Annotated in this window: 20 protein-coding genes; 10 read left to right on the top strand and 10 right to left on the bottom strand. The window is 66.8% G+C overall.

The window, feature by feature from the left end; all coding sequences use genetic code 11:
• Positions 1-142 precede the first annotated feature (142 nt).
• From AzCIB_RS22945 to AzCIB_RS22930, 5 genes are all read left to right on the top strand, one after another.
• Positions 143-898, top strand: a complete 756-nt coding sequence (locus AzCIB_RS22945) for an enoyl-CoA hydratase/isomerase family protein (protein ID WP_050418522.1) — start codon at positions 143-145, stop codon at positions 896-898.
• Positions 899-1,173: 275 nt separating this feature from the next.
• Complete coding sequence (gene hbdR / locus AzCIB_RS22940; RefSeq protein ID WP_459561946.1) at positions 1,174-1,863, top strand: HTH-type transcriptional regulator HbdR; 690 nt, start codon at positions 1,174-1,176, stop codon at positions 1,861-1,863.
• Positions 1,864-2,152: 289 nt separating this feature from the next.
• Positions 2,153-2,866 (top strand): phospholipase D family protein, encoded by a 714-nt coding sequence (locus AzCIB_RS22935; protein WP_050418020.1) that lies wholly within the window; start codon positions 2,153-2,155, stop codon positions 2,864-2,866.
• 368 nt (positions 2,867-3,234) lie between these two features.
• Positions 3,235-4,167 carry a hypothetical protein gene (locus AzCIB_RS24345; RefSeq protein WP_157058550.1) on the top strand — a complete coding sequence of 311 codons (933 nt, stop codon included), beginning with the start codon at positions 3,235-3,237 and terminating at the stop codon, positions 4,165-4,167.
• A gap of 80 nt (positions 4,168-4,247) precedes the next feature.
• Entirely contained in the window at positions 4,248-5,231 is a 984-nt protein-coding gene (locus tag AzCIB_RS22930) for an IS5 family transposase (protein WP_021444719.1), read from the top strand.
• A gap of 715 nt (positions 5,232-5,946) precedes the next feature.
• Here AzCIB_RS22930 and AzCIB_RS22925 read toward each other — a convergent pair.
• On the bottom strand, positions 5,947-6,264 hold the full coding sequence (locus AzCIB_RS22925; protein ID WP_083447110.1) for an AbrB/MazE/SpoVT family DNA-binding domain-containing protein: 318 nt from the start codon (positions 6,262-6,264) through the stop codon (positions 5,947-5,949).
• A gap of 173 nt (positions 6,265-6,437) precedes the next feature.
• Between AzCIB_RS22925 and AzCIB_RS22920 the strand changes: the two genes are divergently transcribed.
• Positions 6,438-6,974 carry an REP-associated tyrosine transposase gene (locus AzCIB_RS22920; protein WP_050418019.1) on the top strand — a complete coding sequence of 179 codons (537 nt, stop codon included), beginning with the start codon at positions 6,438-6,440 and terminating at the stop codon, positions 6,972-6,974.
• Positions 6,975-7,044: 70 nt separating this feature from the next.
• On the opposite strand, the gene AzCIB_RS22915 is transcribed toward AzCIB_RS22920, so the two are convergent.
• From AzCIB_RS22915 to gpmI, 8 genes are all read right to left on the bottom strand, one after another.
• Positions 7,045-8,241, bottom strand: coding sequence for an efflux RND transporter periplasmic adaptor subunit (locus AzCIB_RS22915; RefSeq protein WP_050418018.1), 1,197 nt, complete (start codon positions 8,239-8,241; stop codon positions 7,045-7,047).
• A gap of 4 nt (positions 8,242-8,245) precedes the next feature.
• Positions 8,246-10,609, bottom strand: a complete 2,364-nt coding sequence (locus tag AzCIB_RS22910; RefSeq protein ID WP_050418017.1) for an ABC transporter permease — start codon at positions 10,607-10,609, stop codon at positions 8,246-8,248.
• A gap of 2 nt (positions 10,610-10,611) precedes the next feature.
• Positions 10,612-11,358 (bottom strand): ABC transporter ATP-binding protein, encoded by a 747-nt coding sequence (locus AzCIB_RS22905; protein WP_050418016.1) that lies wholly within the window; start codon positions 11,356-11,358, stop codon positions 10,612-10,614.
• Positions 11,359-11,472: 114 nt separating this feature from the next.
• The gene (locus tag AzCIB_RS22900; RefSeq protein WP_050418015.1) at positions 11,473-12,144 is read right to left on the bottom strand and encodes a transglutaminase-like domain-containing protein; all 672 of its coding nucleotides are present in this window, start codon (positions 12,142-12,144) and stop codon (positions 11,473-11,475) included.
• A 165-nt stretch (positions 12,145-12,309) separates the two neighbouring features.
• The gene (locus AzCIB_RS22895; RefSeq protein ID WP_083447109.1) at positions 12,310-12,909 is read right to left on the bottom strand and encodes a lipocalin family protein; all 600 of its coding nucleotides are present in this window, start codon (positions 12,907-12,909) and stop codon (positions 12,310-12,312) included.
• Positions 12,910-13,102: 193 nt separating this feature from the next.
• On the bottom strand, positions 13,103-14,731 hold the full coding sequence (locus tag AzCIB_RS22890; protein WP_050418014.1) for a methyl-accepting chemotaxis protein: 1,629 nt from the start codon (positions 14,729-14,731) through the stop codon (positions 13,103-13,105).
• 300 nt (positions 14,732-15,031) lie between these two features.
• On the bottom strand, positions 15,032-15,430 hold the full coding sequence (gene arfB, locus AzCIB_RS22885) for an alternative ribosome rescue aminoacyl-tRNA hydrolase ArfB (RefSeq protein ID WP_050418013.1): 399 nt from the start codon (positions 15,428-15,430) through the stop codon (positions 15,032-15,034).
• A complete protein-coding gene (gene gpmI, locus AzCIB_RS22880) occupies positions 15,431-17,074 on the bottom strand; it encodes a 2,3-bisphosphoglycerate-independent phosphoglycerate mutase (protein ID WP_050418012.1) in 1,644 nt (547 codons plus the stop codon).
• Positions 17,075-17,224: 150 nt separating this feature from the next.
• Between gpmI and AzCIB_RS22875 the strand changes: the two genes are divergently transcribed.
• The 4 genes from AzCIB_RS22875 (at position 17,225) to AzCIB_RS22860 (ending at position 23,434) form a co-directional block, all read left to right on the top strand.
• Positions 17,225-18,124 (top strand): LysR substrate-binding domain-containing protein, encoded by a 900-nt coding sequence (locus AzCIB_RS22875; protein ID WP_050418011.1) that lies wholly within the window; start codon positions 17,225-17,227, stop codon positions 18,122-18,124.
• Between the two features lie 79 nt (positions 18,125-18,203).
• Positions 18,204-19,997, top strand: coding sequence for an NAD(P)H-dependent oxidoreductase subunit E (locus tag AzCIB_RS22870; RefSeq protein ID WP_050418010.1), 1,794 nt, complete (start codon positions 18,204-18,206; stop codon positions 19,995-19,997).
• Complete coding sequence (gene fdhF, locus AzCIB_RS22865; RefSeq protein ID WP_050418009.1) at positions 19,994-22,843, top strand: formate dehydrogenase subunit alpha; 2,850 nt, start codon at positions 19,994-19,996, stop codon at positions 22,841-22,843. Before AzCIB_RS22870 ends, fdhF begins: the two co-directional genes overlap by 4 nt.
• 114 nt (positions 22,844-22,957) lie before the next feature.
• Positions 22,958-23,434: a ProQ/FINO family protein gene (locus AzCIB_RS22860; RefSeq protein ID WP_050418008.1), complete on the top strand. Its 477-nt coding sequence runs from the start codon at positions 22,958-22,960 to the stop codon at positions 23,432-23,434.
• Positions 23,435-23,491: 57 nt separating this feature from the next.
• Here the strand turns inward: AzCIB_RS22860 and AzCIB_RS22855 are convergent, their stop codons facing one another.
• Positions 23,492-25,129 (bottom strand): ATP-binding domain-containing protein, encoded by a 1,638-nt coding sequence (locus AzCIB_RS22855; RefSeq protein WP_050418007.1) that lies wholly within the window; start codon positions 25,127-25,129, stop codon positions 23,492-23,494.
• Between the last annotated feature and the right edge of the window lie 15 nt (positions 25,130-25,144).

The raw sequence follows: 25,144 nt of genomic DNA, 5'->3' as shown, positions 1-25,144 counted from the left end.
CGTGCAGCCACGCGCCGGCCGGTTTCCCGGGGGCGTCGCGTCAACGGCCGCTGCGATCCTGCCAACGATGTCTCCTCCGATGTGCGCAGAGGCCGGCGACGCCCCATTTTTCGAACTGCCCGCAGCTCCCAAGGACATCCTGATGATTTCGCTGAGGATTGAGGATTCGGTCGCGACCGTGACCCTGTGCCGCGCGCCGGTCAATGCGATCAACGAGGAATGGATAGCCGCGTTCGACCGCATCCTCGCCGAACTCGAGCACACGCCGCGCGTCAATGTGTTGTGGATCCGCAGCGCCGAGCGCGTGTTCTGCGCCGGCGCCGACCTCGACGTGATCGGCTCACTCTTCGCCACCGAGGCCGGCCGCGTGCAGATGATCGCCATCACGCGGCGTATGCAGCAGCTCTACGCCCGCCTCGAACGCCTGCCGCAGGTCACCGTCGCCGAGATCGGCGGCGCGGCGATGGGCGGCGGCTTCGAGCTCGCGCTCGCGTGCGACCTGCGCGTCGTCGCCGACTCCGCCAAGGTCGGTCTGCCCGAAGCGCGCCTGGGCCTGCTCCCGGCCGCGGGCGGCACGCAGCGCATGACGCGCATCTGCGGCGAGGCCGTCGCGCGGCGCCTGATCCTCGGCGCCGAAGTCGTCGGCGGCGTGGACGCCGTGAAGCTCGGCTGCGCGCACTGGGTGGCCCCGGCCGCCGAACTGGAAGAGTTCACGCGCGGAGTCGTCACGCGCATCGCCGCGCTGCCGGCGCTGGCCCTGTCCGAGTGCAAGCGCTGCATCACGGTCGCGGTGGAGGGCGACGAAGACGGCTACCAAGTCGAACTTGCGGGCAGCGCCGCCCTGCTGGCCGACGGCGAAACGCAGCAGCGCGTGCGGGCCTTCCTGAACCGGCAGTAGTGCCCGGAACAGGATGGTCGTGCATGGAATCGTAGTCTCAGGTATCTCCGCTCCTTGATCGAGGAATGGATCCGTAGGGCGGGAGGAGCGCAGCGCATCCCGCCACGCGGCGTTTGGACGCGCCTCGGCGAGCGGATTGGCGGGATACGCTGTGCTCCTCCCGCCCTACGGCAGTTCGCCCGAGAGTTTGGGAGGCGGAAACCCGGCTGCACCGGTGGCACAATACGGCGTCCGGCCCGATGCCGGAAAGTTGTGGCAATGGTTCACCCGAGGGAATGGACATGAGTTCAGCAGAAAGCGTCAAAAGCGTCGTGACGGACCCCAAGCTGGTCGAGGAGCGCCGTCACCAGATCATCAGCGCGGCCACCAAGCTCTTTTCCGAGCAGGGCTACTACACGACGACGATTCTGCAGATCGCCCGCGAGGCCAAGGTCAGCACCGGCCTGATCTACCAGTACTTCGGCGACAAGGACGACATCCTGTTCCTGACGCTGAAGAACGTGCTCGACACCTATGAACAGGAAATTCCGCGGCAGATCGAAGGCCTGACGCATCCCGTCGAGCGCCTGTGCCACGCGGTGTGGGCCTACTGCGCGGTCGTCGACGCCCAGCGCGACGCGACGGTGCTCGCCTACCGCTCGACCAAGTCGCTGCGCGCGGACCGGCGTGTGCTGATCAAGGACGGCGAGACGCGCACCAACCGCATGATCGAGAAATCGATCCGTGCGTGCACGGCCGGCGGCTTCATGCGGCCGGTGAACGAATATCTCCTGTGCTACCAGATCGTCAATTTCGCCCACGCCTGGGCGCTCAAGCACTGGGCCTTCGTCGACCGCTTCAGCCTCGCCGAATACGTCGAGGAAGGCCTGCTGCTCCTCGTCGAACCCTTCCTCACCGCGAAGGGCAAGACCGCAATGGCGAAAGTCCCGCGGAGCGCCGAGGCGCTGGTGCGCGAACCCACCTGAAGCCGCGTAGTGCGGGGCGCAAGCGGCAGGATTCCCCATGTCGTTCGTCCTACAACCCCGGTAAGCAAATGCCGTTCGGGCTGAACCTGTCGAAGCCCTGCCAACGCCGTTCGCAGGCCCGTGCTCGCCCTGGCCCGCATTTTTCTTTCGATGTCATATGTGTGCGAATGTAAAATGCACCTGCAAACGCCATCGACATGAACACGTAGTCATCGTCCGAGCAGCCCGTTGACCCCGTGCCCCATCCGATCGAATGGCGACGGATGACAACGGAGAACGGATTCGCGACATGGCCAAGTTCCTCAACACCAGCGCCACCAACTACTTCCTCGAAGAACTGATCAAGACCGCCAAGGATCGCCTGATCCTGATCAGCCCCTTCCTCAAGCTCAACGACCGCATGAAGGAGCTCCTGGCCGACAAGGACAGGCTCAAGATCGACGTGCGCATCGTTTATGGCAAGAGCGAGCTGCAGCCCGAGGAAATCAACTGGCTCAAGGAACTGAGCTACGTCCGCACCAGCTTCTGCAAGAACCTGCACGCCAAGTGCTACCTGAACGAAGAGTTGGCCATCATCACCAGCCTCAACCTCTACGAGTTCAGCCAGGTCAACAACAACGAGATGGGTGTCCTCATCCGCCGCAACGACGACGCGGAGCTCTACAAGGACACCTACGAAGAAGCGCAGCGCATCATCCGCATCAGCGACGAAGTGCGCATCACGCTGGAGCGCGTGACGACCGAAGCGCGGGCCGACGGCGACGGCAAGGCCGAGAGTGAAGAAGTCGCCGAGAAGGCAGACAAGCTCACCACCTCGAAACTCGCGCAGAAACTGGGCCTCCGCACCGCCGATCTCCTCGACCGCCTCGTCACCGGCGGCCTGCTCGAACTGCGCGACGGCAAGCACTACATCACCGCCAAGGGCAAAGAGGCCGGCGGCGAATTCCGCATGAGCCCGAAATTCGGCCCGTACTTCCTGTGGCCGGAAAGCGTCGGACTTTGATCCGGCCTGCTTCAAGCAGCTGACAGGACAGCAAATGGCTAGGAGCGGTCCTTCATCCGCAACCCGGACCGGTCAGTCGGTCTGTAACTCCACACCTGTAGCTGACGTTCGCCACCCTATGGGGTTCGTCTCGTCGTCGGACTTTGCCGCGAGTCGTGCAACGACTATGTGTCTCGGTCATAAATGGCAGTTTTCGAGCAACGCCGACCCAATCACGAGTCGGATATTTCTACTTCAGACCGGCCCCGAAGCTGGGGAGAGAATCAGGTTTGCCGTGGACTAGACTACAGGAAACGTCCGAATTTTGGGGCTGTCGTGTCCCTATTGCCGCAAGCGCCGCTTAGAACAATGTGCTTGAGGAGATTGAAATGGCCGTGTCCGACACGCATCGTTCCTGTGTATTGGAACCCACAGCATGTGAGCTTGCACTATTCGCATGTCTGGCGCCTCAGGGGCCATTGGATCTCTACGAATTAGAGGCTCTCACGCTCCTTGCCGACGCAACGATCTTGTTCGATGAAATTGTTTACCTCGACTGTCATCGGCCGACATTTCGGTTCGCAAACGCACCGAAGACGCGAGAAGAGCGAGCACAAGAGCTCCTAGTAAAGCACTTGAAGTGGGATTTTTTTAACTGCAACCTCTCGATCCGCGACTATCCGAATTCACCTTGGCACGAGAAAATTTCCTTGACCCGACTCGGAAATGAGTACGACGTCGAAGTGAATGGAATTCTTCGAATTTATAGTCAGTTACCGCATCCTGTCATTGGAAAATTGAGCTGGAGTTCGATTGCCTACATTGACAAAGTAAATAGCGCGGCAGCGAGGTTAGGAGCCACAGTAGTCCATGGAAAGAGCGAGGCAGCCGCTGTACTCGAGCAATACCAGAGGTCCAAGCCCGCCCTTACGGCAGAATTCATTGACCACTACGACTCGGCCCTAAGAAGACGTTTTCTGAGCTCATCACTACGTCGGCATCGCGAGTTGTTGCATTTTGCGCCGCTGTTCTTAGCTTCTGCGATATCGGCTGCAAGTTCCGGGATGCCAGAAGGCATACTATTGGCTATCGCGCAGATGCGCGCGGAAGTAACGGCAACATATCGATCACTCTGCAATGAATTGTTAGTCATAGACCAGCGACGAGCGGAGCGGGTGGTAAGTGAGATCGAAAAGCTACTAAGAGGCCTTGGGCAGAGTGACGAGCCAATCCCACGTTCCCGTGGTCCTGTTGCTCGATCAGCGATCGCCGTGTTTAGGCCGCTCGCCGCAGGCATAAAAATCGCCCAAGGGAGCCACTGATTTATTCGTCCGCCACCGCCCGGCTGGTGGGATGCCTTTGAGATAATGGCCGCTGCTGAGCCACAACGGGACCTCAACCGATGCAATCGAGCTTTTCCGAGCTGGAGTACGCCGCCAAGAAGAAGCAGACGCGGCGTGACCGGTTCCTCGCCGAGATCGAGGCGGTGACGCCGTGGTCGGCGCTGGAGGCCGAGATCGAGCCGTTCTACCCGAAGGGCGCGGGTCGCGGGCGCCCGCCGATCGGGGTGGGACGGATGCTGCGGATGTACGTGGCGCAGCAGTGTTTCGGGTTGTCGGACGAAGGGATTGAGGACGCGATCTACGACAGCCAGGCGATCCGCGGCTTCGTCGGCATCGACTTGGCTCGGGAAGCGGCGCCCGACGCGACCACGCTGTTGAAGTTCCGCCGCCTGCTGGAGACGCACGGGCTTACGCGCAAGATCTTCGAGGTCATCAAGACGCATCTCGCCGAGAAGGGCCTGATGATGCGCGAGGGCACCATCGTTGATGCCACCCTGATCGCTGCGCCGCCCTCGACCAAGAACCGCGCCAAGGCGCGCGACCCCGAGATGCACCAAGCAAAGAAGGGCAACCAGTGGTACTTCGGGATGAAGGCGCACATCGGCGTCGATGCCGAGTCAGGCTTGGTGCATGCGGTGGTCGCGACGGCCGCCCACGTGAGCGACGTGAGCCAGACGCACAAGCTGCTGCACGGTAAGGAGACGGAGGTGCTCGGTGACGCGGGCTATCAGGGCGTCGAGAAGCGCGAAGAGAACCGGGGCACCAAGGTGACCTGGCACGTCGCCATGAAGCGCAGCAAGCGCAAGGCATTGCCGGCCAACCGGCTGGGGAAGCTTCTCGAGAAGCTTGAGCGCGTCAAGGCGAGCATTCGCGCCAAGGTCGAGCACCCGTTCCATGTGGTCAAGAACCTCTTCAAGCATAAGAAGACCCGCTACCGCGGGCTGGCGAAGAACGAAGCTCAGTTGTTCTCGCTCTTCGGCCTGGCCAATCTGTTCCTGGCGCGCCGACCGTTGTTGGCGCTTCATGCCCGAGGTGCGTCCTGATGGGACACCAAGGAGCGAAAACGGGGGGCAACAGCCCGTGAACGACCCGATCGGAAGCGAAAAATGTCTTCGACCTCGAATGGTCATCACTGATACGCGCTCGAAATCGGTCCGCGGGCGCTTGAACTTGATTTGTTCAGCATTTCCCAAGGGGATGTTGAGAAGGCAAGTGACGTACTTGACACGGTAGGGGATTTTTTGGCGGGAGTTGAGGACGTGCATTCCAACATAGTGAAAGAGGCCGACCTCTATCGAAGACTCAATTTCTTCAATCGACTTCACTTTAAGAGACCAACCTCGGACGCTTTCTATAAGGACCTGGAGCGCGTATTTGGACAAATCGAATTTTCTCACCAGGAGCTAGATCAATTTCTTGGAGGGCTGTCGCCAAGTGAAGTCTACCAAAGACGAAGGACCCGCCAGTCATGAGACAGCTTGTCCGGTGGATGCTGCATTGAGCATTGTCGAGCGTCGAACACCTGTTGCGATTTCCTGAGTGGAGAACGTGGAAAGAGAATCTACAGAGTAGTAAGAAGCCTCGCGTCCAGCTATGGCCGGTCCACTCGGAAAGCTGCCATTGCCCCGTCGACAACTGGTACGGCCGGAGTGGGTCGGAAAGGGTCATGCGGACAAACTCATCAGGATCGAAACCTGACCGGAGGCGGGCCAAGCACAAGACAGCACTGACGAATTTGGATGCGCCGCGGCACGAACTTTATCGGCTGCGGCGCAGCGTCATGATGTCCTGAGGGGCCGGCGCCACACCGCTTTGGCGGGCGTGCTCGCCGTTGTTCGGCTCCGAGCGCGGGCCGGTCATGGCCTCGCCGCCATGGTGCTGCGGGTCGAAACGCGCAAGCCGCTGTTCGAGGCTCGGGTTCTCTCGCAAGAGCGGGGTGATGACGACGCGGCCGTTCTCGACCGTGATCCTCACTTGCTGGTCGGCCTCAAGACGAGCTTCGCGCGCCACAACTGCAGGCAGACGTACGGCCAGACTGTTGCCCCAACGTTTGATGGCGAGAATCGCTTCAGTCATGGTGACTGCCCCCCGGATCTTTTAGCGTGGTATAGACGGCCGCTCCGGCCGTTACAAAAATTGTCCGTGACGCGCGTTGTAGCGGCGTAGAGGGCATTTCAACACGCGCACAAAACGTAGGGCGGAAAAGCGCAGCGCCTTCCGCCGAATGAATCCATCTGCATAATGACGGAATGCCGGACTATCGTCGCAACCGGGTCCCTGGCGGGACCTACTTCTTTACCGTCAATCTCCTCGAGCGCAATAGCGGACTTCTGGTCGCGCATATCGACGTCCTACGAGAAGCCGTCCGAAAAGTGCGCTGCGCCCGCCCCTTTCACATCGACGCATGGGTCGTGGTGCCGGATCACATGCATGCTATCTGGACTTTGCCGCCCGGGGACAACGATTACTCCGCACGCTGGAAGGCCATCAAGATTGCATTCGCAAAGGCTCTTCCGAAAACGGAACGCTTGTCCCCGGTGCGTGTGGCAAGAGGCGAGCGGGGTATCTGGCAACGGCGATTCTGGGAGCACACGATCCGCGACGATGGTGACTATGGGGCGCATATGGATTACGTGCATATCAATCCCGTGAAGCATGGACTGGTGACGTGTGTGCGGGACTGGCCGTATTCGTCGTTTCACCGCTGCGTAGCGCGTCGTGTTTATGCGATTGATTGGGCCGGACAGGGAGCCGTCGACGTCGTGGCTGGCGAGCGGGGTGGCTGAGTCGCCATCGCATGCGGCGGAAGGCGCCTTTGGCTTTTCCGCGCTACGTTTGTAGCATTCGGACGCGCTATCACCGCCCGCTCACCTTCACCCCATCGCTCAGCCGGTCGTCCGGATGCACGATCACCCGGTCCCCTTCCTTCAGCCCGCCGATCACCTGCGCGGCGAGGCCGTTGCGCTGGCCGGTGTCGACGCGGCGGCGCACGGCGCGGCCGTCCTCGACGGCGAACACCGCCCAGCCGTCGCCGTCGCGGAACAGCGCGCTCGCGGGCACCTGCAGCACGTCCTCGCCCTCCCACAGCATGAAGCTCGCCTCCACGCGGTAGCCGTCGCCGAGGCGTTGCCACTGCCCGGCGGGTGACGTGAAGTCGGCGATCACCCACACGCGCTGTTCCTCGACGCCCAGCGCCGATACCTTCGTGAACCCCGCCGGCTCGACCACGCGCACCTTGCCTTCGAGCGCGCCGTCGCCGCCCCAGCGCTCGAACAGCACGCGCGTGCCGGGGCGGATGCGCACCGCGTCGGCGGAGAGCACATCCACCTCGACCTCCAGTACGCGCGGGTCGCCGATCTCGACGAGCGGCTGGCCGGCCTCGACCGCGCCCTCGCTCTTGCGGGGGATCTTCAGCACCTGGCCCGCGACCGGCGCGCGCACGAGCACCGGCTCGCTCTTGCCGCCGGCCGCGGCATACCCGAGCGCGGTGCGCGCGGCCTCCAGTTCGTGGCGTGCGGTGGCGACCGTGAAGCGGGCCGAGCGCAGATCCGAGCCCGCCCGCTCGTCCTCGGCCAGCGCGCGGTCCTCGGCCTCGCCCGTCACGTGGCCGGCCGCGCGCAGCCTGCGCATGCGCACGAGTTCCTTGCCGGCGAGCGCCGCGCCGGCCTCGGCCGCCTTCACGCGCTGCTCGACCGCCGAGAGGTTCGCCTGCGCTGCCGCGACGCGCGCCTCGGCCTCCGCGCTCCGGCGCGCATCCAGCACCGCCGAACGCGACGCCTCCAGCGCGACGAGCGGGGCGCCGGCCTCGATCGCGTCGCCGACATCCAGTTCGATGCGCCGCGCGTAGCCGTCCACCGGCGCGGTCACGACGTAGCGGTCGCCGACGCGCGTGCGCCCCTCCTGCTCGACCGCCACGCGCAGCGGCGCGCGCACCGCCTCGCCGAATTCGACCACCACCGGCTGCGGCCGGAAGCCTGCGTACAGGCCCCACGCGATCGCCGCGACGATCAGCATGAACACGATCTGGCGGCGCCATTTCACCTTGGTTTTCATGTCATCACTCCGCTGTCTTCAATACCGCGATGAGGTCGAGCCGGTCGAGGCGGCGGCGCACCGCCAGGCCCGACAGCACCGCCGAAATCAGCACGACCGCGACCGCGAAGGCGTAGGTCTGCGGCACCAGCACGACCGGCACGCGGAAGAGATCCGTCTGCATCGTGTGCGCGATGTAGTAGCACATCCCCTCGCCCAGCCACAGCCCGAGCGGGATCGCGACCAGCGTCAGGATGCCCAACTCGCCGAGCAGGATGTAGCCGATCTCGCCGCGCGTGAAACCCAGCACTCTCAGGCTCGCAAGCTCCCGCCCGCGCTCGGTCAGCGCGATGCGCGCGCTGTTGTAGATGACGCCGAAGGCGATGATCACCGCGAACACCGTCGACACGTAGGTGAAGAACAGCATCGTCTCGTCCATCAGGCGGTTGAAGTTGCGGATCTCCTGCACGCGCTCGGCCACGCCGGCGACGCGCGGCAGCGACTTCAGGCGCGCGTACAGCCCCTGCAGATGCGCGTGATCGACGGCGAGCCACGCGCCCGAGATCGTCGGCCCCTCGTGCATGAAGCGGTTCAGCGCCGCCAGATCCATGTAGGCCGACACGCCGAGGTATTCCTTCACCAGCCCGGCGACGATCGTCTCGCGTAGCGGCCGGTTGCCTTCCAGCACCTCGACGACGATGCGGTCGCCCGTGCGCACGTCCAGCATCTTGCCGAGATGGTCCGTGAGCAGGATGCCCTCGGAGGGCAGCGCGACCGGCCGCAGCGCCGTGTCGAGCAGGCGCTGCAGGTCGCCGTCCGGTTCGATCCCGCGGATGCTGGTGCGATATTCGAGATGGCCGTGACGCAGCCGCACCGGCACCGCGCGGAACGCCTCGACGTGCTCGATTCCGGGCAGGCCGAAGAGGTCGAAGCGCGCGCGGTAGGCCGTGGGCTCCGTGAACGCGACCGACAGGTCCTCGCGCTGTGCCATGCCGTAATGCACGTTCATCATGTAGCCGACGGTGTCGCGCTGGAACAGGCCGGTGAGGATGATTCCGCACGCGAGCGCGATGCCCAGCACCGTCAGCGCCGACTTCAGCGGCTTGCGCCAGATGTGGCGCAGGATCATCCGCGTGGGCTGCGACAGCCATCGCTTCAGCCCCAGCTTCTCGACCAGCGTCTCGCGGTAGCGCGGCGGCGGTTCGGGGCGCATCGCCTGCGCCGGCTTCAGGCTCGCCGCGCGCCACACCGCGACGATCGTCCCCGCGCCCGCCGCGGCGAGGCTCGCGCCCGCGGCCTCGACGACGGTCATCGGCTGCAGGCTGAAGCGCAGCCACGGGAAGTAGTAGAACTCCATGTAGATCCCCGACAGCGCGTGCCCCAGCCACGCGCCCAGCGCGGTGCCGCCGAGGATGCCGCTGCCCGCGATCACCGCGACGAGCTTCAGGTAGTGCGCCGTCACCGCGCCGTTGCCGTAGCCGAAGGCCTTGAGCGTCGCGATCTGCTCGCGCTGCATCGTCACCAGCCGGCTGATCACGACGTTCAGCAGGAAGGCCGCCACACCCATGAACATCGTCGGGAACAGCGTCGCCAGCGTGCCGAGCTGATCCAGCTCCTGGTTCAGGAAGCGGTGCGAGAGCTGGTCCTTACGCGCGTAGGCCCCCAGCCCGCCGAAGGGCGTGATCAGCGCATCGACGCGGTCGATCACGTCCGCGGCGTCGGCACCGGGCCGCAGGCTCAGCGCCAGGTCGTTGAACGCGCCGTCGAGGTCGTAGGCCTGCCCGAGCGCCTCGCGCCCCATCCACATCACGCCGTAGCGCTTCGGGTCGGGAAAGGCCGAGCCGGGCCGCAGCTGTTGCACGAACTCCGGCGACAGCGCCGTGCCGACCACCGTCAGCGCCTGCTGCCGTCCGTTGAGGATCGCGTGGAAGCGGCTGCCCGGGTGCAGCGCGTGCGCCTTCGCGAACGGCGTGCTCACGACCACCTCGTCGGCCCGCCCCGGCAGCGGCAGCCGCCCCGCGCGCAGGTGCAGGCCGTTGAGGCCGTGCGGCGCATCGTCCGCGAGCGACACCATGCGTGCGCTCACCGGCTCGGGGAAGTCCGGCATGTCGAGCCGCACCGGCTCGACCACGCGCGTCTCCGCGCGCTCGACGCCGGGAATCGCCGCCAGGCGCGCGCGCAGCGATTCCGGCGCGCGCTTCAGTGTCGCGAACACCTCCGCGAAGCGGTACTCGCGGTAATAGTCCTCCTGCGTCGCGCGCAGCGCCCCGAGCGTGGACAGGAACATCACGTAGGTGCCCACCCCGCACATCACCACCAGCGCAATCGCCACCGCCTGACCGCGCATGTGCCACAGGTCGCGCCACAGCTTGCGGTCGATCGCGCGCATCGCTACCAGCTCAGCTCGGACGCGGCCTTGCGACTCGCGTTGCGCTCGATGCGCACGACGTGGCCGTCGCCGAAGTGCACGACGCGGTCCGCCATCGCCGCGATCACCGCGTTGTGCGTGATCACCACCGTCGTCGTGCCCAGCTCGCGATTCACGCGCGCGATCACCTCCAGCACCATCACCCCGGTCTGCGCATCCAGCGCCCCGGTCGGCTCGTCGCACAGCAGCACCTGCGGCCGTTTCGCTACCGCGCGTGCGATCGCCACGCGCTGCTGCTCGCCGCCCGACATCTGGCTCGGGAAGTGGTCCATGCGCTGCGCAAGCCCCACCAGCGCGAGCGCCTCTTCGGGCGTCATCGGATTGGGCGCGATCTCCGTCACCAATGCGACGTTCTCGCGCGCCGTCAGGCTGGGGATCAGGTTGTAGAACTGGAACACGAAGCCGACATGCTCGCGCCGGTATTGCGTCATCGCCGCGTCGTCATCCACGGTCAGGTCGTGATCCGCATAGCGCACGGTGCCACTGGTCGGCGTGTCCAGCCCGCCGAGGATGTTGAGCAGCGTCGATTTGCCACTCCCCGACGGCCCCAGCAGCACGACGAGCTCGCCCGCGACGAGGTCGAGATCGACCCCGCGCAAGGCTTCCACGCGCACCTCGCCCATCTGGTAGATCTTGGTGAGGCCGCGCGCTTCGAAGATGGGGCGCGGAGAGGACGCAACGAGCGGGGGAGGGGCGGACTGCTCCGGCATGCGCAGCTCCGGCAGTGGCTACGCCGGAAGCATAGCGCGGCGCGCGGAGCTTGTGACCTCGACCGCGTCACACGGATGGCTGCGCGGCGGAGATTGCCCGCCGCGCGGTCGCGCCTACGCGGGCTGGTTTTCCCTTTCTACGTCCGCGAGGAAATCCGCCGCCCGCAGCTGCTCGGCCTGCTCCAGCCACAGCGGATAATGCGTGCGGAAATCTGCGGCCATCAGCGACAGCGGCACGTCGGGGAAATGGCCGCGCTGGTGCACGTACTCCATGTGCTTGTTGCCGCTGCGGTCGAAGGCGTGATAGATCGAGTCGCTGCGGCCGTCGAATTCCAGCGGCAGCAATCCGAAGCGCTCGCACAGCGCGAGATTGAACGCCGGCGTGGCCTTGCACCACGCCTCGTCGATGAGGATCTCCGTGTAGCCGTGCCACCGGTACAGATCCGACCCGATGGTCTGGCGCATGCGTTCGGTGCTGAGGTGGTTGCGCACGTCCGCGTAACCCAGGCGCGCGGGAATGCCCGCCGCGCGGCACACGGCAGCCAGCAGCGTGGCCTTCGGCACGCACCAGCCGGAGCCCGTGGCGATGACGCTGCTCGCCTTCATCCCGGTTTCCGACAGGTCGATGCGATAGGGGTCGTAGCGGAAGCCGTCGCGTACGGCGTAGTACAGCGACACCGCGCGCTCGCGCACGTCGTTGCCGCGGCATTGCGAACGCACGAAGGCGAGGACGTCGGGGTGGTCGCTGTCGATCAGCGCGGTGGGCGAGAGGTACGGAGTGGTCATTGAGATATCCAATGATTGGTTATGCAACTATATACCGTTCCGGCCGAGCCTGTCGAAGCACGCTCCGCGAACCGATTCGTGATCCGCTGGACCTGGGCTGATGATCGTCCTGGACACCAACGTACTGTCGGCGCGTGACGGTGTCGTAAGGTTTTCGCCCGGCGGTCAGTCCTGCTGACGCGTCATCTCCAGCCGCGACAGGTCGAAGCCCTGCGCCGCAAGGCGGCTGCGCAGCGCCTCCAGGGCTTGCGGTTCGACGGTTGGCGTGCGCGACAGGATCCACAGATACTCGCGCCCCGGCTCGCTTACCGCCACGAGTCGGTAGTTCGCGTCGAGGTCGATCACCCAGTAGTCACCCCAGACCCAGGGCAGGAAGGACAGCCACGCCGGCGCGAAGCGGACTTCCAGTCGCGGCGAGTCGGCCGCGCCGATCTGGCGGGCCGTACCGATCGCCTCGTCGACGTGGCCTTCGGCATTGCGGCAGCGGTTGACCACCCGGACCCGTCCGTCCTCCTGCAACCCGTATTCGGCATGGGTGAAGCCCGCGCAGTGGCGCTGGAAGCGATTCGGGTACTTGGCGATTTCATACCACGTGCCCATGTAGCGCGGTACATCCAGCGCGGCGATGGTCGCGAGGGCGGGCTGTGGTGCGTCCGCTTGCGCGGACGGAGCCTGCGTGCCCAGCAGGGTCACCGTGAGCAGGGCCCCCAGGATGGCGCGGGCGGTGGAGATGCGACAGACGGTCGGATGGTGTGCGGGCTTCATGGCGGCGGCCGGCGAAAACGGACATGTTAGCTCAGGCGTCCCTTGCGGCGTGCCGAAGGGGCGCTAGGACGCTCGGGGCGTCGATCCATGAACCTCGTGGTCAGCGTCCGCGCGCGCCAGCTACGACAAGACGGCGACCCCGGGAAGTTCTCGCCCGCGGAAATTCACGGGCGCCGCCGTTCGTTCCCGTCGATCAGATCCGGAACTTCTCGACCGTCGTGTTGAGCTGGCCGGACACCTGACGCAGCTCTTCGGCGGCCTCCGCGGTCTGCCCGGCTGCGGCGGTGTTCTCTTCGGCCATCTGCGCGATGCACTCGATGTTCTTCGCGATGTCCGACGTAACCGTGGTCTGCTCGGACATTGCGCTGCTGATCTCGGCGAGTCCGGTGCGCGTCTCGAGCGCCGAAGCCTCCGCGTGGTTGAGCACCGCCGCAACCTTGCCCATCAGAGTCCTTGCGGCATCCAGTCGTTCGCGGCTCGTGCTCATGGCGCTCTCGACGGCCTCGCCCTGCGTGGCGATGCGCTGCGTGTGTACATTGATCTCGTTGGCCGTATGGCCCGACTTCTCGGCGAGCTTCCGGACTTCGTCGGCAACCACCGCAAAACCCCGGCCCTGCTCCCCCGCCCGCGCCGCTTCGATCGCGGCATTGAGCGCGAGCAGGTTGGTCTGGTCGGCAATCTCACGCACTTGCTTGGTGAGGCTGGCGATGAATTGGGTCGCGTCGACGAACTCGTCGAGGGTGCCGTTTGCGTCTTCGATGGCACTTTGCACCTTTCCGAGCTCGACGCTCAGGTGGTCCGTGTGCACCGCCCCGTCGTGCTCTTCCGCAACGTTGCGCTCGCCGAGCTCCCGCACGCCATGCGTGCTGTCGGCCACGTGCGCGATGCTGACGGTCATCTGCTCGACCGCGGCGCTCATCGACGACGCCGACTCGCTCTGTTGCTCGGTGCTAGAGCGCACCTGCTGCGCCGCAATCGCCAGACGTTCGGAGGTTGCCGCGACGGCCTGCGCGTCGCGCTGGATCGCGCCGAGGCTATCGCGCAGCGTCGCCAGCAAGCGCTGAAAGGCCGCCGACATGCTGCCGATCTCGTCCTTCGACGCGTAGCTGTAATTCACCGTCAGATCGCCGTCGCGGGCGACTTGCTCCATGACTGCGTCGAGCCGGCTGATCGGCCCGGTGACGTAGCGCCGCAGGATCACGGTCGCGAGCAGGAGCGCGAGCGCGAAGATCCCGGCCAGAAGTCCGGCATTCCTGAAGAGTCCGCGACGAAACGCCGTCTCGATGTCGTCCGTATACACCCCCGTGCCGACGATCCAGTCCCAGCGGGCGGCCCGCTTCACGTACGAGATCTTGGGTTGCGGCTCGGTGTAGCCCGGCTTGGGCCACATGTAGTGGAGTTCGCCACCCTGCCGCCCGATCTCGGAAAAACGCACGAAGATGTGCTGGCCGCCGGCGTCCTTGAAGCCGCTCAGGTCCTTGCCGTTCAGCTCCGGCTTGATCGGATGCGCGAGCATCCGGGCGTTGCTGTCCTGGATCCAGAAGTAGTCGCCATCGCCGTAACGCATCTTGCCGATGGTCGTGGCGGCGATCTGGCGCGCCTGTTCTTCGCTGAGGGTGCCGGCGTCGGTCAGCGCCGCCTGCTCGTTGATGACGGTGACCGCCTGTTCCACCAGCGCCTGGATGGCCGTGAGGCGGTCGCGATACATCCGCTCGCGTTCGCCGTAGATCATGAATGCGACGCCGACGGCAACCAGCAGCATCGTGAGACCCAGCACCAGCCCGATCTTCCGTGCGACGGGGATGTCCTTGAATTGAATCACAACCGACCCTCCTGTTTCAGCGTCCCGCTGTCCGGCCCGGACAACAGGTGTTGAAACATATTGTTACTCAATTCCTGAGCGGCATTCCGTTGTCTTTGCTGGTTTTATGACATTGATCAATGTCTTTTGGATGTTTTTGTATGCGCGAATAATAATATGCGGAAGTGCTTCTTGATGTGTTGCGCCGACTGCGCGACCCGTCGTGCTTCAAAAATGTCGTCTGCGCCTATGGTTCCCGCTTACGCCGCAAGGTGGAGATGCTCCGCGGACTCCCTCGGTCGTTGACCGGCCCGCCACAACTTAAACCCCTCGTCGGCCGGCCTTGATCAGCGCGCGGTGCGCCTTTCCTTCGAGGCGTTTCTTCACCGACGCGCGCGTCGGCCGCGTCGGGCGGCGCGCCTTGGGCACCTCGGCCGCCCGATTGACGAGCTCTTCGAGCCGGCGCATGGCTTCGGCGCGGTTCTTCTCCAGGCTGCGGAATTTCTGCGCCTTGATGATCACCACGCCGTCCTGGCTGATGCGCCGGTCGCCCAGCGCGGCGAGCCGTGCGCGCACCGCCTCGGGCAGCGACGAAGCCCCGATGTCGAAGCGCAGATGCACCGCGTTCGACACCTTGTTGACGTTTTGGCCGCCCGCGCCCTGGGCGCGGATGGCGGTCAGCTCGACCTCGTCGGGCGCGATGACGATGTGCGGCGACACTCAGCGCACGTCCAGCAGGCTGGCGTCCCAGGCGGCGTGCTTGTCGAAGCCGATCAGGTTCGCCACCGTCGCCGCGATGTTCGACAGGCCGGCGCCTTCGAGCGCTTTCAGCCCCAGCTTGTCGCCGCTGACGTTGTCGTACAGGATCAGCGGCACCGGATTGAGCGTGTGCGCGGTCTTGGCCTTGAACGAGCCGTCGGGGTTCTGCGCCGGCTGCTTGGTCTTCTTGTCGAGCTCGAACATCTCGTCGGCGTTGCCGTGGTCGGCGGTGATCAGCGCGACGCCGCCGGCCGCGTCGATCGCGGGCAAGAGGCGTGACAGCGCGAGGTCGACGGCCTCGATCGACATCGTCGCGGCGCGGAAGTGGCCGGAGTGGCCGACCATGTCGCCGTTGGCGTAGTTGCAGCGCAGAACCTTGTGCTGGCCGCTGCGGATCGCGTCGATCATCGCGTCGGTGATCTCGGCGGCCTTCATCCACGGGCGCTGCTCGAAGGGCACGACGTCACTCGGGACTTCCTGCCAGGTCTCGCCGTCGAACTTGTTCGAGCGGTTGCCGTTCCAGAAGTAGGTCACGTGGCCGAACTTCTGCGTCTCGGAGCACGCGAACTGGGCGACACCGCTCTTGGCGAACCACTCGCTCATGGTGTCGCGGATCGCCGGGGGATCGACGAGGAAGCGCTTCGGCAGCTTCAGGTCGCCGTCGTACTGCAGCATGCCCGCATAGGTCACGTGCGGCACGCGCACGCGGTCGAACTTGTCGAAATTCGCGCCTTCCTCGAAGGCTCGCGTGATCTCGATCGCGCGGTCGCCGCGGAAGTTGTAGAAGACGACCGCGTCGCCGTCCTCGATCGTGCCGACCGGCTGGCCGTCCTTGCCGATGACGAAGGCGGGCAAGTCCTGGTCGATGGTGTCGGGCAGGCGCTCGCGCAGCGCGCGCACGGCCTGCGATGCGCTGGCGAACTGCTCGCCACGGCCCAGTACGTGGGTGTGCCAGCCCTGCTCGACCATCTTCCAGTTGGCGTCGTAGCGGTCCATCGTGATCGTCATGCGCCCGCCGCCCGAGGCGATCTGCGCGTCGAAGCCGCCCGCCTGCAGTTCGGCGAGGAAGGCTTCGAAGGGCTCGACGTAGTCGAGCGCGCTGGTCTCGGGCACGTCGCGGCCGTCGATCAGGGCGTGGATGCGCACCGCCTGCACGCCTTCGTCGCGCGCGCGCAGCACCATCGCCTTGAGGTGGTCGATGTGGCTATGCACGTTGCCGTCGGAGAACAGGCCGATGAAATGCACGACGCCCCGGCCCGCCTTCGCGCCGGCGACGACCTGTTGCCACGCTTCGCCCTGCCAGATGGCGCCCGAGGCGATCGCGCTGGCCACGAGCGCGGCGCCCTGCGAGTAGACCTGGCCCGCACCGATGGCGTTGTGGCCGACTTCCGAATTACCCATGTCCTCGTCCGAGGGCATGCCGACCGCCGTGCCGTGCGCGCGCAGCAGCATGTGTGGGTAGCGGGCAAACAGCGAGTCGAGCGTCGGCTTCCGGGCCGCGGCGATCGCGCTGCCGACGTCGCTCTTGGGAACGCCGTAGCCGTCCATGACGATGACGACGACCGGGCCGGCGATGCCGGGGAAGGACGGGAGCTTTTGCAGCATCTTGGGGATTCCTTCGTTGCGGGGGCGGAAAACCCGGCATTTTACTGAAGGTGTGCGCGGTGTTTCGCATGAGATCGTTGCGGCGGTCGGATTCGTGCGATTGCCGCGGGCGTCTGGCCTGGCGCGGAGGGAGCCCGTATCCTGAACGCCGTGATCGCCCGCAAATATCTCTACCTCCTCGCCCTCGCGCGCGAGCGGCATTTCGGCAAGGCCGCCGGGAGCTGCCATGTGTCGCCGTCGACGCTGTCGGCGGCGATCCGCGACTTGGAGGACGAGCTGGGCGTCGCGCTGGTCGTGCGCGGGCAGCGCTTCGCGGGGCTCACCGCCGAGGGCGAATGCGTCGTCGCGCACGCGAAGCGTGTCGCGGCCGGCGCGGACGATCTGCGCCACGAGCTCGGCATGCTGCGCGATGGACTGCGCGGGCCGTTGCGCATCGGTGTGATCCCGACGGCACTGCCGGTCGTCGCCTCGCTTACCGAAGCCTTCGCCGACGCGCATCCGGCGGTCGCGATCGAAGTGCGCTCGGCGAGCACGCAGGCGATCCTCAACGCGCTGCGCAATTTCGAACTGGAAGGCGGCGTCGTGTATGCGCATTCCGCCGACGCGGCGGACCTGCAGTATTGCGCGCTGTGGCGCGAGCAGCTCGTGTTCGTCACGGCCGCGTCCGCGCCGCCGGCCGACGAGGCGATTCCGTGGGAGGTGGCGGCGCGCCAGCCGCTGTGCCTGCTGTCGCGCGACATGCAGAACCGCCAGACCATAGACCGCGTGTTCGAGAGCCTGGAATGCACGCCGCACATCGGGCTGGAGACGAACTCGATCCTCGGTCTCCTTGCGCACGTTCGCACCGGTCGCTGGTCTACGATTTTGCCGCGCAGCGTGCTGGGCCTCGTCGGCGCGCAGTCGGCGCTGCGCGTGCTGCCGCTGGTGAAGCCCGCGGTCGCGTGGGAGACCGGTCTTGTGACGCTCAGGCGCGAACCCGCTTCGCCGCTCGTCGATGCCCTGCTTGCGGCGGCGGGGACGCTCGCCGACCCGTTCGGAAAAAGCGAATAGGCCTTCGGCAGAATCCGCTTTCCTCGCCTGCAGTGCTGCACTATCGTTCCACCGACCCAGCGTAACAATGGCGAACAGCATGGCGAACAGTGTGGATCAGGCAGGCGAGGGACGGGAAAGACAGGGCGCTGATCCCGACGCCGTGCGCGGGGTTTCAGGAGGAGGACGTGGTGGAAAAGTCGGAAAGGGCGGCGGGGAGCGCGGACGCAAGCGCGAACCGCTGCCCGAATCCGCGCACGCCGCCGCTGCCGCGGCGCTCGCGCCCGACCGCGACGCCGGTATCACGCCGCGCGCCGACCGCCTGATCGAATACCTGCACCGCCTGCAGGACACCCACGGCGCGCTCTTCGCCGACCACCTCGCTGCGCTCGCCGAGGCGCTGAAGCTCGCACGCGCCGAGGTGTACGAGGTCGCCACCTTCTACCACCACTTCGATTTCGTCCCGACCGGCGCGGAAGCCCCACCGGCCTTGACCGTGCGCGTGTGCGACTCGCTCGGCTGTGCGATGGCGGGCGGCGCGGAACTTGCCGCGACGCTCGCGACCCGCCTCGGCGCCGAGGTGCGCGTGCAGCGCGTGCCCTGCGTCGGTCGCTGCGACAGCGCCCCGGTCGCGGTTGTCGGGCAGAAGCCGGTGTTGAACGCCGATGCGGACAAGGTCGCCGCGGTCGTCGCGAGCGGCGAGCGCGAGGAGGCGCTGCCGGACGCAATCCGCTTCGACGCCTACCGCGCGGCGGGCGGCTATACGCTGTGGGAGGCGATCCGCAATGGCGAACGTGATCCCGACGCAATCGTCCAGGCGCTCGACGGCGCAGGACTCCGCGGCCTCGGCGGCGCGGGCTTTCCGGCCGCGCGCAAGTGGCGCACGGTCGCGGCCCAGCCCGCGCCGCGCAACATGGCGGTGAACATCGACGAAGGCGAACCCGGCACCTTCAAGGACCGGCATTACCTCGCGACCGACCCGCACCGCTTCATCGAAGGCATGCTGATCGCCGCGCGCGTCGTCGGCATCGCCGGCATCTGGATCTACATCCGCGACGAGTACCCCGCGCTGCGCCGCCTGCTCGCCGAGGAACTCGACCGCGTGCGCGCCGAGTGGCCGGACCTGCCGCCGATCGAACTGCGCCGTGGCGCCGGCGCCTACGTGTGCGGCGAGGAGTCGGCGATGATCGAGTCGATCGAAGGCAAGCGCGGCATGCCGCGGCTGCGGCCCCCCTACGTCGCGGAGGTGGGCCTGTTCGGCCGACCGACGCTCGAGCACAACCTCGAGACGCTGTGGTGGGTCAGGGACATCGTCGAGCGCGGCGGCGACTGGTTTGCGGGCTTCGGACGCAATGGCCGCAAGGGCTTGCGCAGCTTCTCGGTCAGCGGCCGCGTCGCGCAGCCCGGCGTCGTCGTGACCGATGCCGGCATCACGCTGCGCGAACTCATCGACGAGCACTGCGGCGGCATGCTGCCGGGTCACGAACTCTACGGCTACTTCCCCGGCGGCGCCTCGGGCGGCATGCTGCCTGTCCACCTCGCCGACGTGCCGCTTGACTTCGACACGCTGGCGCCCTACGGCTGCTTCATCGGCTCGGCGGCGATCGTCGTGTTCTCGCAGCACGACAAGGCGCGGCTGCTGGCCGAGAACGCGATGGAATTCTTCGCGCACGAATCCTGCGGCCAATGCACGCCATGTCGCGTCGGCACGGCGAAGGCGGCGCAACTGATGAAGGCCCCCGAATGGGACGCCGGGCTGCTCACCGAACTCGGCAGGACGATGATGGACGCCTCGATCTGCGGCTTGGGCCAGGCCGCGCCCAACCCGATGCAATCGGTGCTGCGCTTCTTCCCGCAGGAAGTCGGCGGCACGAAAGAGGAGGGCGCCGCATGAACGCCACCGACATGATCCGCTTCGAACTCGACGGCCGCGAAATCGATGCGGCGCCCGGCGAATCGATCCTGCAGGCCGCCCGCCGCGCCGGCACCGACATCCCGCACCTGTGCTACACGGACGGCCTGCGCGCGGACGGCAACTGCCGCGCCTGCGTCGTCGAGATCGACGGCGAGCGGGTTCTCGCGCCGTCATGCTGCCGCGCGCCCAAGCCCGGCATGAAGGTCAAGGCCGAGAGCGAACGTGCACGCGCTTCGCAGCGCATGGTGCTGGAACTGCTGCGTGCCGATGTGCCCGCCGAAGCCGAGAAGGCCGATTCCGAACTCGCGCACTGGTGCGAGGAACTGGGCGTGAAGGAATCCCGCTTCGCCCCGCGCGAAAACCCGACACCGGACCGCAGCCACCCCGGCATCGCCGTGAACCTCGCCGCCTGCATCCAGTGCACGCGCTGCCTGCGCGCGTGCCGCGAAGTGCAGGTCAACGACGTGATCGGCCTCGCGCAGCGCGGCGCCGACACCGCGATCGTGTTCGACTTCAACGACCCGATGGGCACCTCCTCGTGCGTGGGCTGCGGCGAATGCGTGCAGGCCTGCCCGACCGGCGCGCTGCTGCCGGCCGCGCTCGTCGATGCCCCGGGCGCACCCGTCGCGACGCCCGCGCTCGTCCGCGGCGCCTTCGCGACCGAGGCCGAGGCCGCCGAAGTGCCTGTCGCGGCCACGGCCACGCCGGTCGCCGCCCCCGAAACCCGCGCGATCGACTCGCTGTGCCCCTACTGCGGCGTCGGCTGCCAGACGACCTACCACGTCGCCGGCGACGGCCCCGAGGCGAGGATCATCCACGTCGTCGGCCGCGACGGCCCGGCGAATGCCGGCCGCCTGTGCGTGAAAGGTCGCTACGGCTTCGGCTACCCGCGCCATGCGCACCGCCTGACGAAGCCCCTGATCCGCAAGCCCGGCATCGCGAAATCCGTTAGCCTCGACCCTGCGAACCCGCTCGCGGCCTTCCGCGAAGCGAGCTGGGACGAGGCGCTCGACGCCGCCGCGGCCGGTCTCGCCCGCATCAAGGCGCAACACGGCCCGCACGCGCTCGCCGGCTTCGGCTCGGCAAAGGGCAGCAACGAGGAGGCCTATCTCTTCCAGAAGCTCGTCCGCACCGGCTTCGGCACCCACAACGTCGACCACTGCACGCGCCTGTGCCACGCCTCCTCGGTCGCCGCGCTGTTGGAGGGCATCGGCTCCGGCGCGGTGTCCAACCCCGTGCGCGATGTCGAGTTCGCCGACGTGATCGTCGTCATTGGTGCGAATCCCGCCGCGAATCACCCGGTCGCCGCATCCTTCATGAAGAACGCCGTCGAGCGGGGCGCCAAGCTGATCCTGATGGACCCGCGCGAAACCCCGCTCGCGCGCCACGCCCACCGCTACCTGCAGTTCCGCCCCGACGCCGACGTCACGCTGCTCTTGTCGCTGGCGTGCGTGATCATCGAAGAAGGACTCACCGACGAGACCTTCATCGCCGCACGCACCGAAGGCTTCGACGCCTTCCGTGCCGCCGCGCTCGCTTTTCCGCCCGAGCGCGTCGAAGCGATCACCGGCATCCCCGCGGAAACCGCCCGCGAAGTTGCGCGCGTGTATGCGCAAGGCCCCAACAGCATGATCTTCTGGGGCATGGGCATCTCGCAGCACATCCACGGCACCGACAACTCGCGCTGCCTGATCGCGCTCGCGCTGATGACCGGCCAGATCGGCCGCCGCGGCACGGGCCTGCACCCGCTGCGCGGCCAGAACAACGTGCAGGGGGCGTCGGACGCCGGCCTCATCCCGATGATGTTCCCGGACTACCAGCGCGTCAGTGATCCCGCGGTGCGCGCCAAGTTCGAGACGCTGTGGAACACGCCGCTCTCCGACAAGCCGGGCCTCACCGTCGTCGAGATCATGGACGCCGCGCTCGCCGGCGAGATCCGCGGCATGTACATCGAAGGCGAAAACCCCGCGATGTCCGACCCCGACCTCGCGCACGCCCGCGCCGCGCTCGGCGGCCTCGACCACCTCGTCGTGCAGGACCTCTTCCTCACCGAGACAGCGATGCTCGCCGACGTGATCCTGCCCGCCTCCAGCCTGATGGAAAAGACCGGCAGCTTCACCAACACCGACCGCCTCGTGCAGCTCTCGCAGCCGGTGCTGCCGCTGCCCGGCGAGGCCAAACCCGATTGGTGGATCATCCAGCAGGTCGCGCAGCGCCTGGGCTTGCCTTGGAATTACACCGGCCCTGCCGAGATCTTCGAGGAACTGCGCCAGGCTCTCCCCGCCTACGCCGGCATCACCTGGGCCCAGCTCGAAGCGGAAACGGCCGTCATCGCGCCCAAGTTTACCGAGGACGGTCCCTCCTACCCGGTGCTGTTCGAACAGGACTTTCCGACCGCGAACGGCCGCGCCCGCTTCGTCGCCGTCACGCCGCTGCCCGCCGCCGAACTGCCGGACGAGGCCTATCCCTTCGTCCTCACGACCGGCCGCGTCCTCGAACATTGGCACACCGGTTCCATGACCCGCCGCGCCAACGTCCTCGACGCCCTCGAACCGAAGCCGTGGTGCACCGTGCATCCGGACGATCTCGCCGCACTCGACGTGCCCTCCGGCGCGACGATTACGCTTGAAACCCGTCGCGGCGCAATCACGCTCGCCGCGCGCGCCGACCGCGGCATGCAGAAGGGATCGATCTTCATGCCCTTCTGTTATGTCGAAGCCGCCGCGAATCTCCTCACCCAGCCCGCCCTGGATCCCTTCGGCAAGATCCCCGAGTTCAAGTACTGTGCTGCCCGGATCACCACCGAAGAAACCGCCGAGCCCTGACGCCGAGGTCGCAGGGCGCCACCCATCCGGGCCCGTTCAATCCCGTTCCGGCCCACCTGGCCGTTTTCATGCGATCATGCCGCTTTTAGTCCGCAGTCCCGGCACCCTCCCGCAATGACTACCGAAACGACTCCCGAAGCCGTGGCCGAACAGCCCGCCGCTCCGGCCGAAGCCAAGCCCGCCGGCATCGATGCCCGCGGCCTGTTGCAGAAGCTTCAGGAAATCTCCCCGACCTTCAGCGAAGTGAAGCCGCTCGCGCTGCGCATCGACAAGGCCATCTCCGAGCGCTTCCCCGAGGTCGACCGCAAGGTCGTCCGCAGCGCGATGCGCATGCACACCGCGACGACGCGCTACCTCAAGGCCGTCGAGAAGGCCACCGCGCGCTTCGACCTCGATGGCAAGGAAAGCGGCGAGGTTACCGAGGAACAACGCCAGCACGCCGCGCAGACGCTCAAGGAGCGCTTCGCCGAAGTCGCCAAGCGCAAGAAGGCCGCGGCCGAAGCCGAGCGCGAGCGCGAGCGTGCCGAAGAGGCCGAGCGCCGCAAGACCGAGAAGCTCGCCCAGCTCGTCGGCAAGTTCGGCAGGCACTGAGTTTCGCCCGCCCGGCCTGCGACCGGGCGGAAGCGTGCTCCACCCCGCGGGACGAGCTCAGTCCAGCCGCGCGGAGAGCAGGCGCGCCGCGCGCTCCGACACGACGAGGAGCAGCTTCATGCTCGCCCGCGTCGCGCCGACGAAGAGCTTGCGTACCGTCAGCGGATCGAGCGCCTCGAAGTCGATCTCGGTGAAGATCACGCACGGGGCGGCCTGACCCTTGAAGCGGTAGACGGAGTCGATGAGGAAGTCGCCGTCCGAATACACGGGGTTGCCCAGCAGGTCGTAATTGCCCGTGAAGGCCTTGAGGCGGTGTGTGCCGAGGCGGTCGAAGGGCGTGAACACCGAATGCTCGCGCCCGCGAAAGGTGATCGTCGCGATCATGTCGCGGCGGAAACCCAGTCCGATCGCGCGCGTCATCGCACGCTTGGTCGCGTCGACGAGCCCGGCGGAGTCGGTCCAGGTGAGGAACTCGATGTCGGAGCCGGTGAGCGGGCTGCCTGCCTCCAGCGTCTGCGGCAAGGGCAGCATGCGGTTCAGCGCCGACAGGATGTCGACCGGGCTGCGGTAATTGCGCGCGCTGGTGATGCGCACCCACCCCGGCAGCGCGACGGGCGGGCGGTCGTACAGGTTCTGCAGCGGATCCTCCAGCCACCACGCGCGCGCGCCCGGCCGCAACAGGCGCAGCAGCGCGTCGCGCCACTCCTCGCGGAAGTCCTGCCCCTCGTCGACGATTAGCTCGTCGAAGCGCCACGCCTCGCCCGCGTCGAGCTCGCGGAAGCGCGTTTCCAGTCGCGCGAACGCGTCCGGTTGGCGGAAGTCCGGCACCTCGCCGTGGGCCCGCAGCACGCGGTCGCACAGCTGGTGGTAGGTCGCGATCTCGCCGCCGGGCGGCGCGATCAGCGCGATGTGGTCGGCCAGCGGGCGGTTGTAGCACACGTACAGCGGCCGCCGCCCCGCCGCCAGCGCGTCGCGGAACACCGCCATCGCCAGCTGGGTCTTGCCGCTGCCGGCGGTGCCGGTCACGCGCAGGCGGAAGGGCTCCATCTCGATGCGCCGCGCCCATTCCGCAAGGCCGCCGGCCAGCCGCGTGTACAGCGCCTCGGCCTGGCCGACGATCGCGTTCACCTCCGGCACCAGCTCCAGCTCGTCGGTGAGGAAGCGCTGGATGTTGTCGAGCACCACACGGTCGCGCACCTCGTCGCGCAGCAGGCTCTCCACGATCGCGACGAGGTGCTGGCGGCGGCTCGCGTCGACGATGCGCGCCGGGTCGATGCCCGCGCTGCCGGGCTGGCGCACCGCATAGTCCGGGCAGTAGAGCAGGGCCTCGATGCGTGCCTTGTGGCCTTTCAGGAACACGCCGAGGCGCTCGCGCAGGTGGTCCGCACTGCGCGCCATCTGCACGCTGACGTTCTTCTTCGCCTTCGCATAGGTCTTGACCAGCCCGTCCTGCGTCTCGTCGAGGAAACCGGACTTCTGCTCGATCAGCAGCAGCCGGCCGCTCGGGCCGACGACGACGAAGTCGATCTCGCCGAACAGCGCGTGGTCCCGATTCACCCGCGTCCAGTGGATGCCGTGATACACCGCGTGGTCGTCGGGCAGTCCTTCCGCGAGCGTCGCGAGCGTCTCCAGTTCGCGCGCCAGCGCCCCGCTTGCGGGGATGCGTTGCCAGCCTTCGGGGTGGATGCGTGCCATCGTTGCGGCCTCGGG

Origin of the sequence: Azoarcus sp. CIB (genome assembly GCF_001190925.1) — a bacterium.
In the GTDB taxonomy this organism is placed as follows: domain Bacteria; phylum Pseudomonadota; class Gammaproteobacteria; order Burkholderiales; family Rhodocyclaceae; genus Aromatoleum.
The sequence above is the reverse complement of the archived record's forward strand: the minus strand, read 5'-3'. Positions and strand labels throughout refer to the sequence as shown.

Bases quoted from the DNA above. Each gene is read 5' to 3' on its own strand.
- AzCIB_RS22945 (WP_050418522.1), top strand. From the start codon at position 143: ATGATTTCGCTGAGGATTGAGGATTCGGTCGCGACCGTGACCCTGTGC.
- hbdR (WP_459561946.1), top strand. From the start codon at position 1,174: ATGGACATGAGTTCAGCAGAAAGCGTCAAAAGCGTCGTGACGGACCCC.
- AzCIB_RS22935 (WP_050418020.1), top strand. From the start codon at position 2,153: ATGGCCAAGTTCCTCAACACCAGCGCCACCAACTACTTCCTCGAAGAA.
- AzCIB_RS24345 (WP_157058550.1), top strand. From the start codon at position 3,235: ATGGCCGTGTCCGACACGCATCGTTCCTGTGTATTGGAACCCACAGCA.
- AzCIB_RS22930 (WP_021444719.1), top strand. From the start codon at position 4,248: ATGCAATCGAGCTTTTCCGAGCTGGAGTACGCCGCCAAGAAGAAGCAG.
- AzCIB_RS22925 (WP_083447110.1), bottom strand. From the start codon at position 6,264: ATGACTGAAGCGATTCTCGCCATCAAACGTTGGGGCAACAGTCTGGCC.
- AzCIB_RS22920 (WP_050418019.1), top strand. From the start codon at position 6,438: ATGCCGGACTATCGTCGCAACCGGGTCCCTGGCGGGACCTACTTCTTT.
- AzCIB_RS22915 (WP_050418018.1), bottom strand. From the start codon at position 8,241: ATGAAAACCAAGGTGAAATGGCGCCGCCAGATCGTGTTCATGCTGATC.
- AzCIB_RS22910 (WP_050418017.1), bottom strand. From the start codon at position 10,609: ATGCGCGCGATCGACCGCAAGCTGTGGCGCGACCTGTGGCACATGCGC.
- AzCIB_RS22905 (WP_050418016.1), bottom strand. From the start codon at position 11,358: ATGCCGGAGCAGTCCGCCCCTCCCCCGCTCGTTGCGTCCTCTCCGCGC.
- AzCIB_RS22900 (WP_050418015.1), bottom strand. From the start codon at position 12,144: ATGACCACTCCGTACCTCTCGCCCACCGCGCTGATCGACAGCGACCAC.
- AzCIB_RS22895 (WP_083447109.1), bottom strand. From the start codon at position 12,909: ATGAAGCCCGCACACCATCCGACCGTCTGTCGCATCTCCACCGCCCGC.
- gpmI (WP_050418012.1), bottom strand. From the start codon at position 17,074: ATGCTGCAAAAGCTCCCGTCCTTCCCCGGCATCGCCGGCCCGGTCGTC.
- AzCIB_RS22870 (WP_050418010.1), top strand. From the start codon at position 18,204: ATGGCGAACAGTGTGGATCAGGCAGGCGAGGGACGGGAAAGACAGGGC.
- fdhF (WP_050418009.1), top strand. From the start codon at position 19,994: ATGAACGCCACCGACATGATCCGCTTCGAACTCGACGGCCGCGAAATC.
- AzCIB_RS22860 (WP_050418008.1), top strand. From the start codon at position 22,958: ATGACTACCGAAACGACTCCCGAAGCCGTGGCCGAACAGCCCGCCGCT.
- AzCIB_RS22855 (WP_050418007.1), bottom strand. From the start codon at position 25,129: ATGGCACGCATCCACCCCGAAGGCTGGCAACGCATCCCCGCAAGCGGG.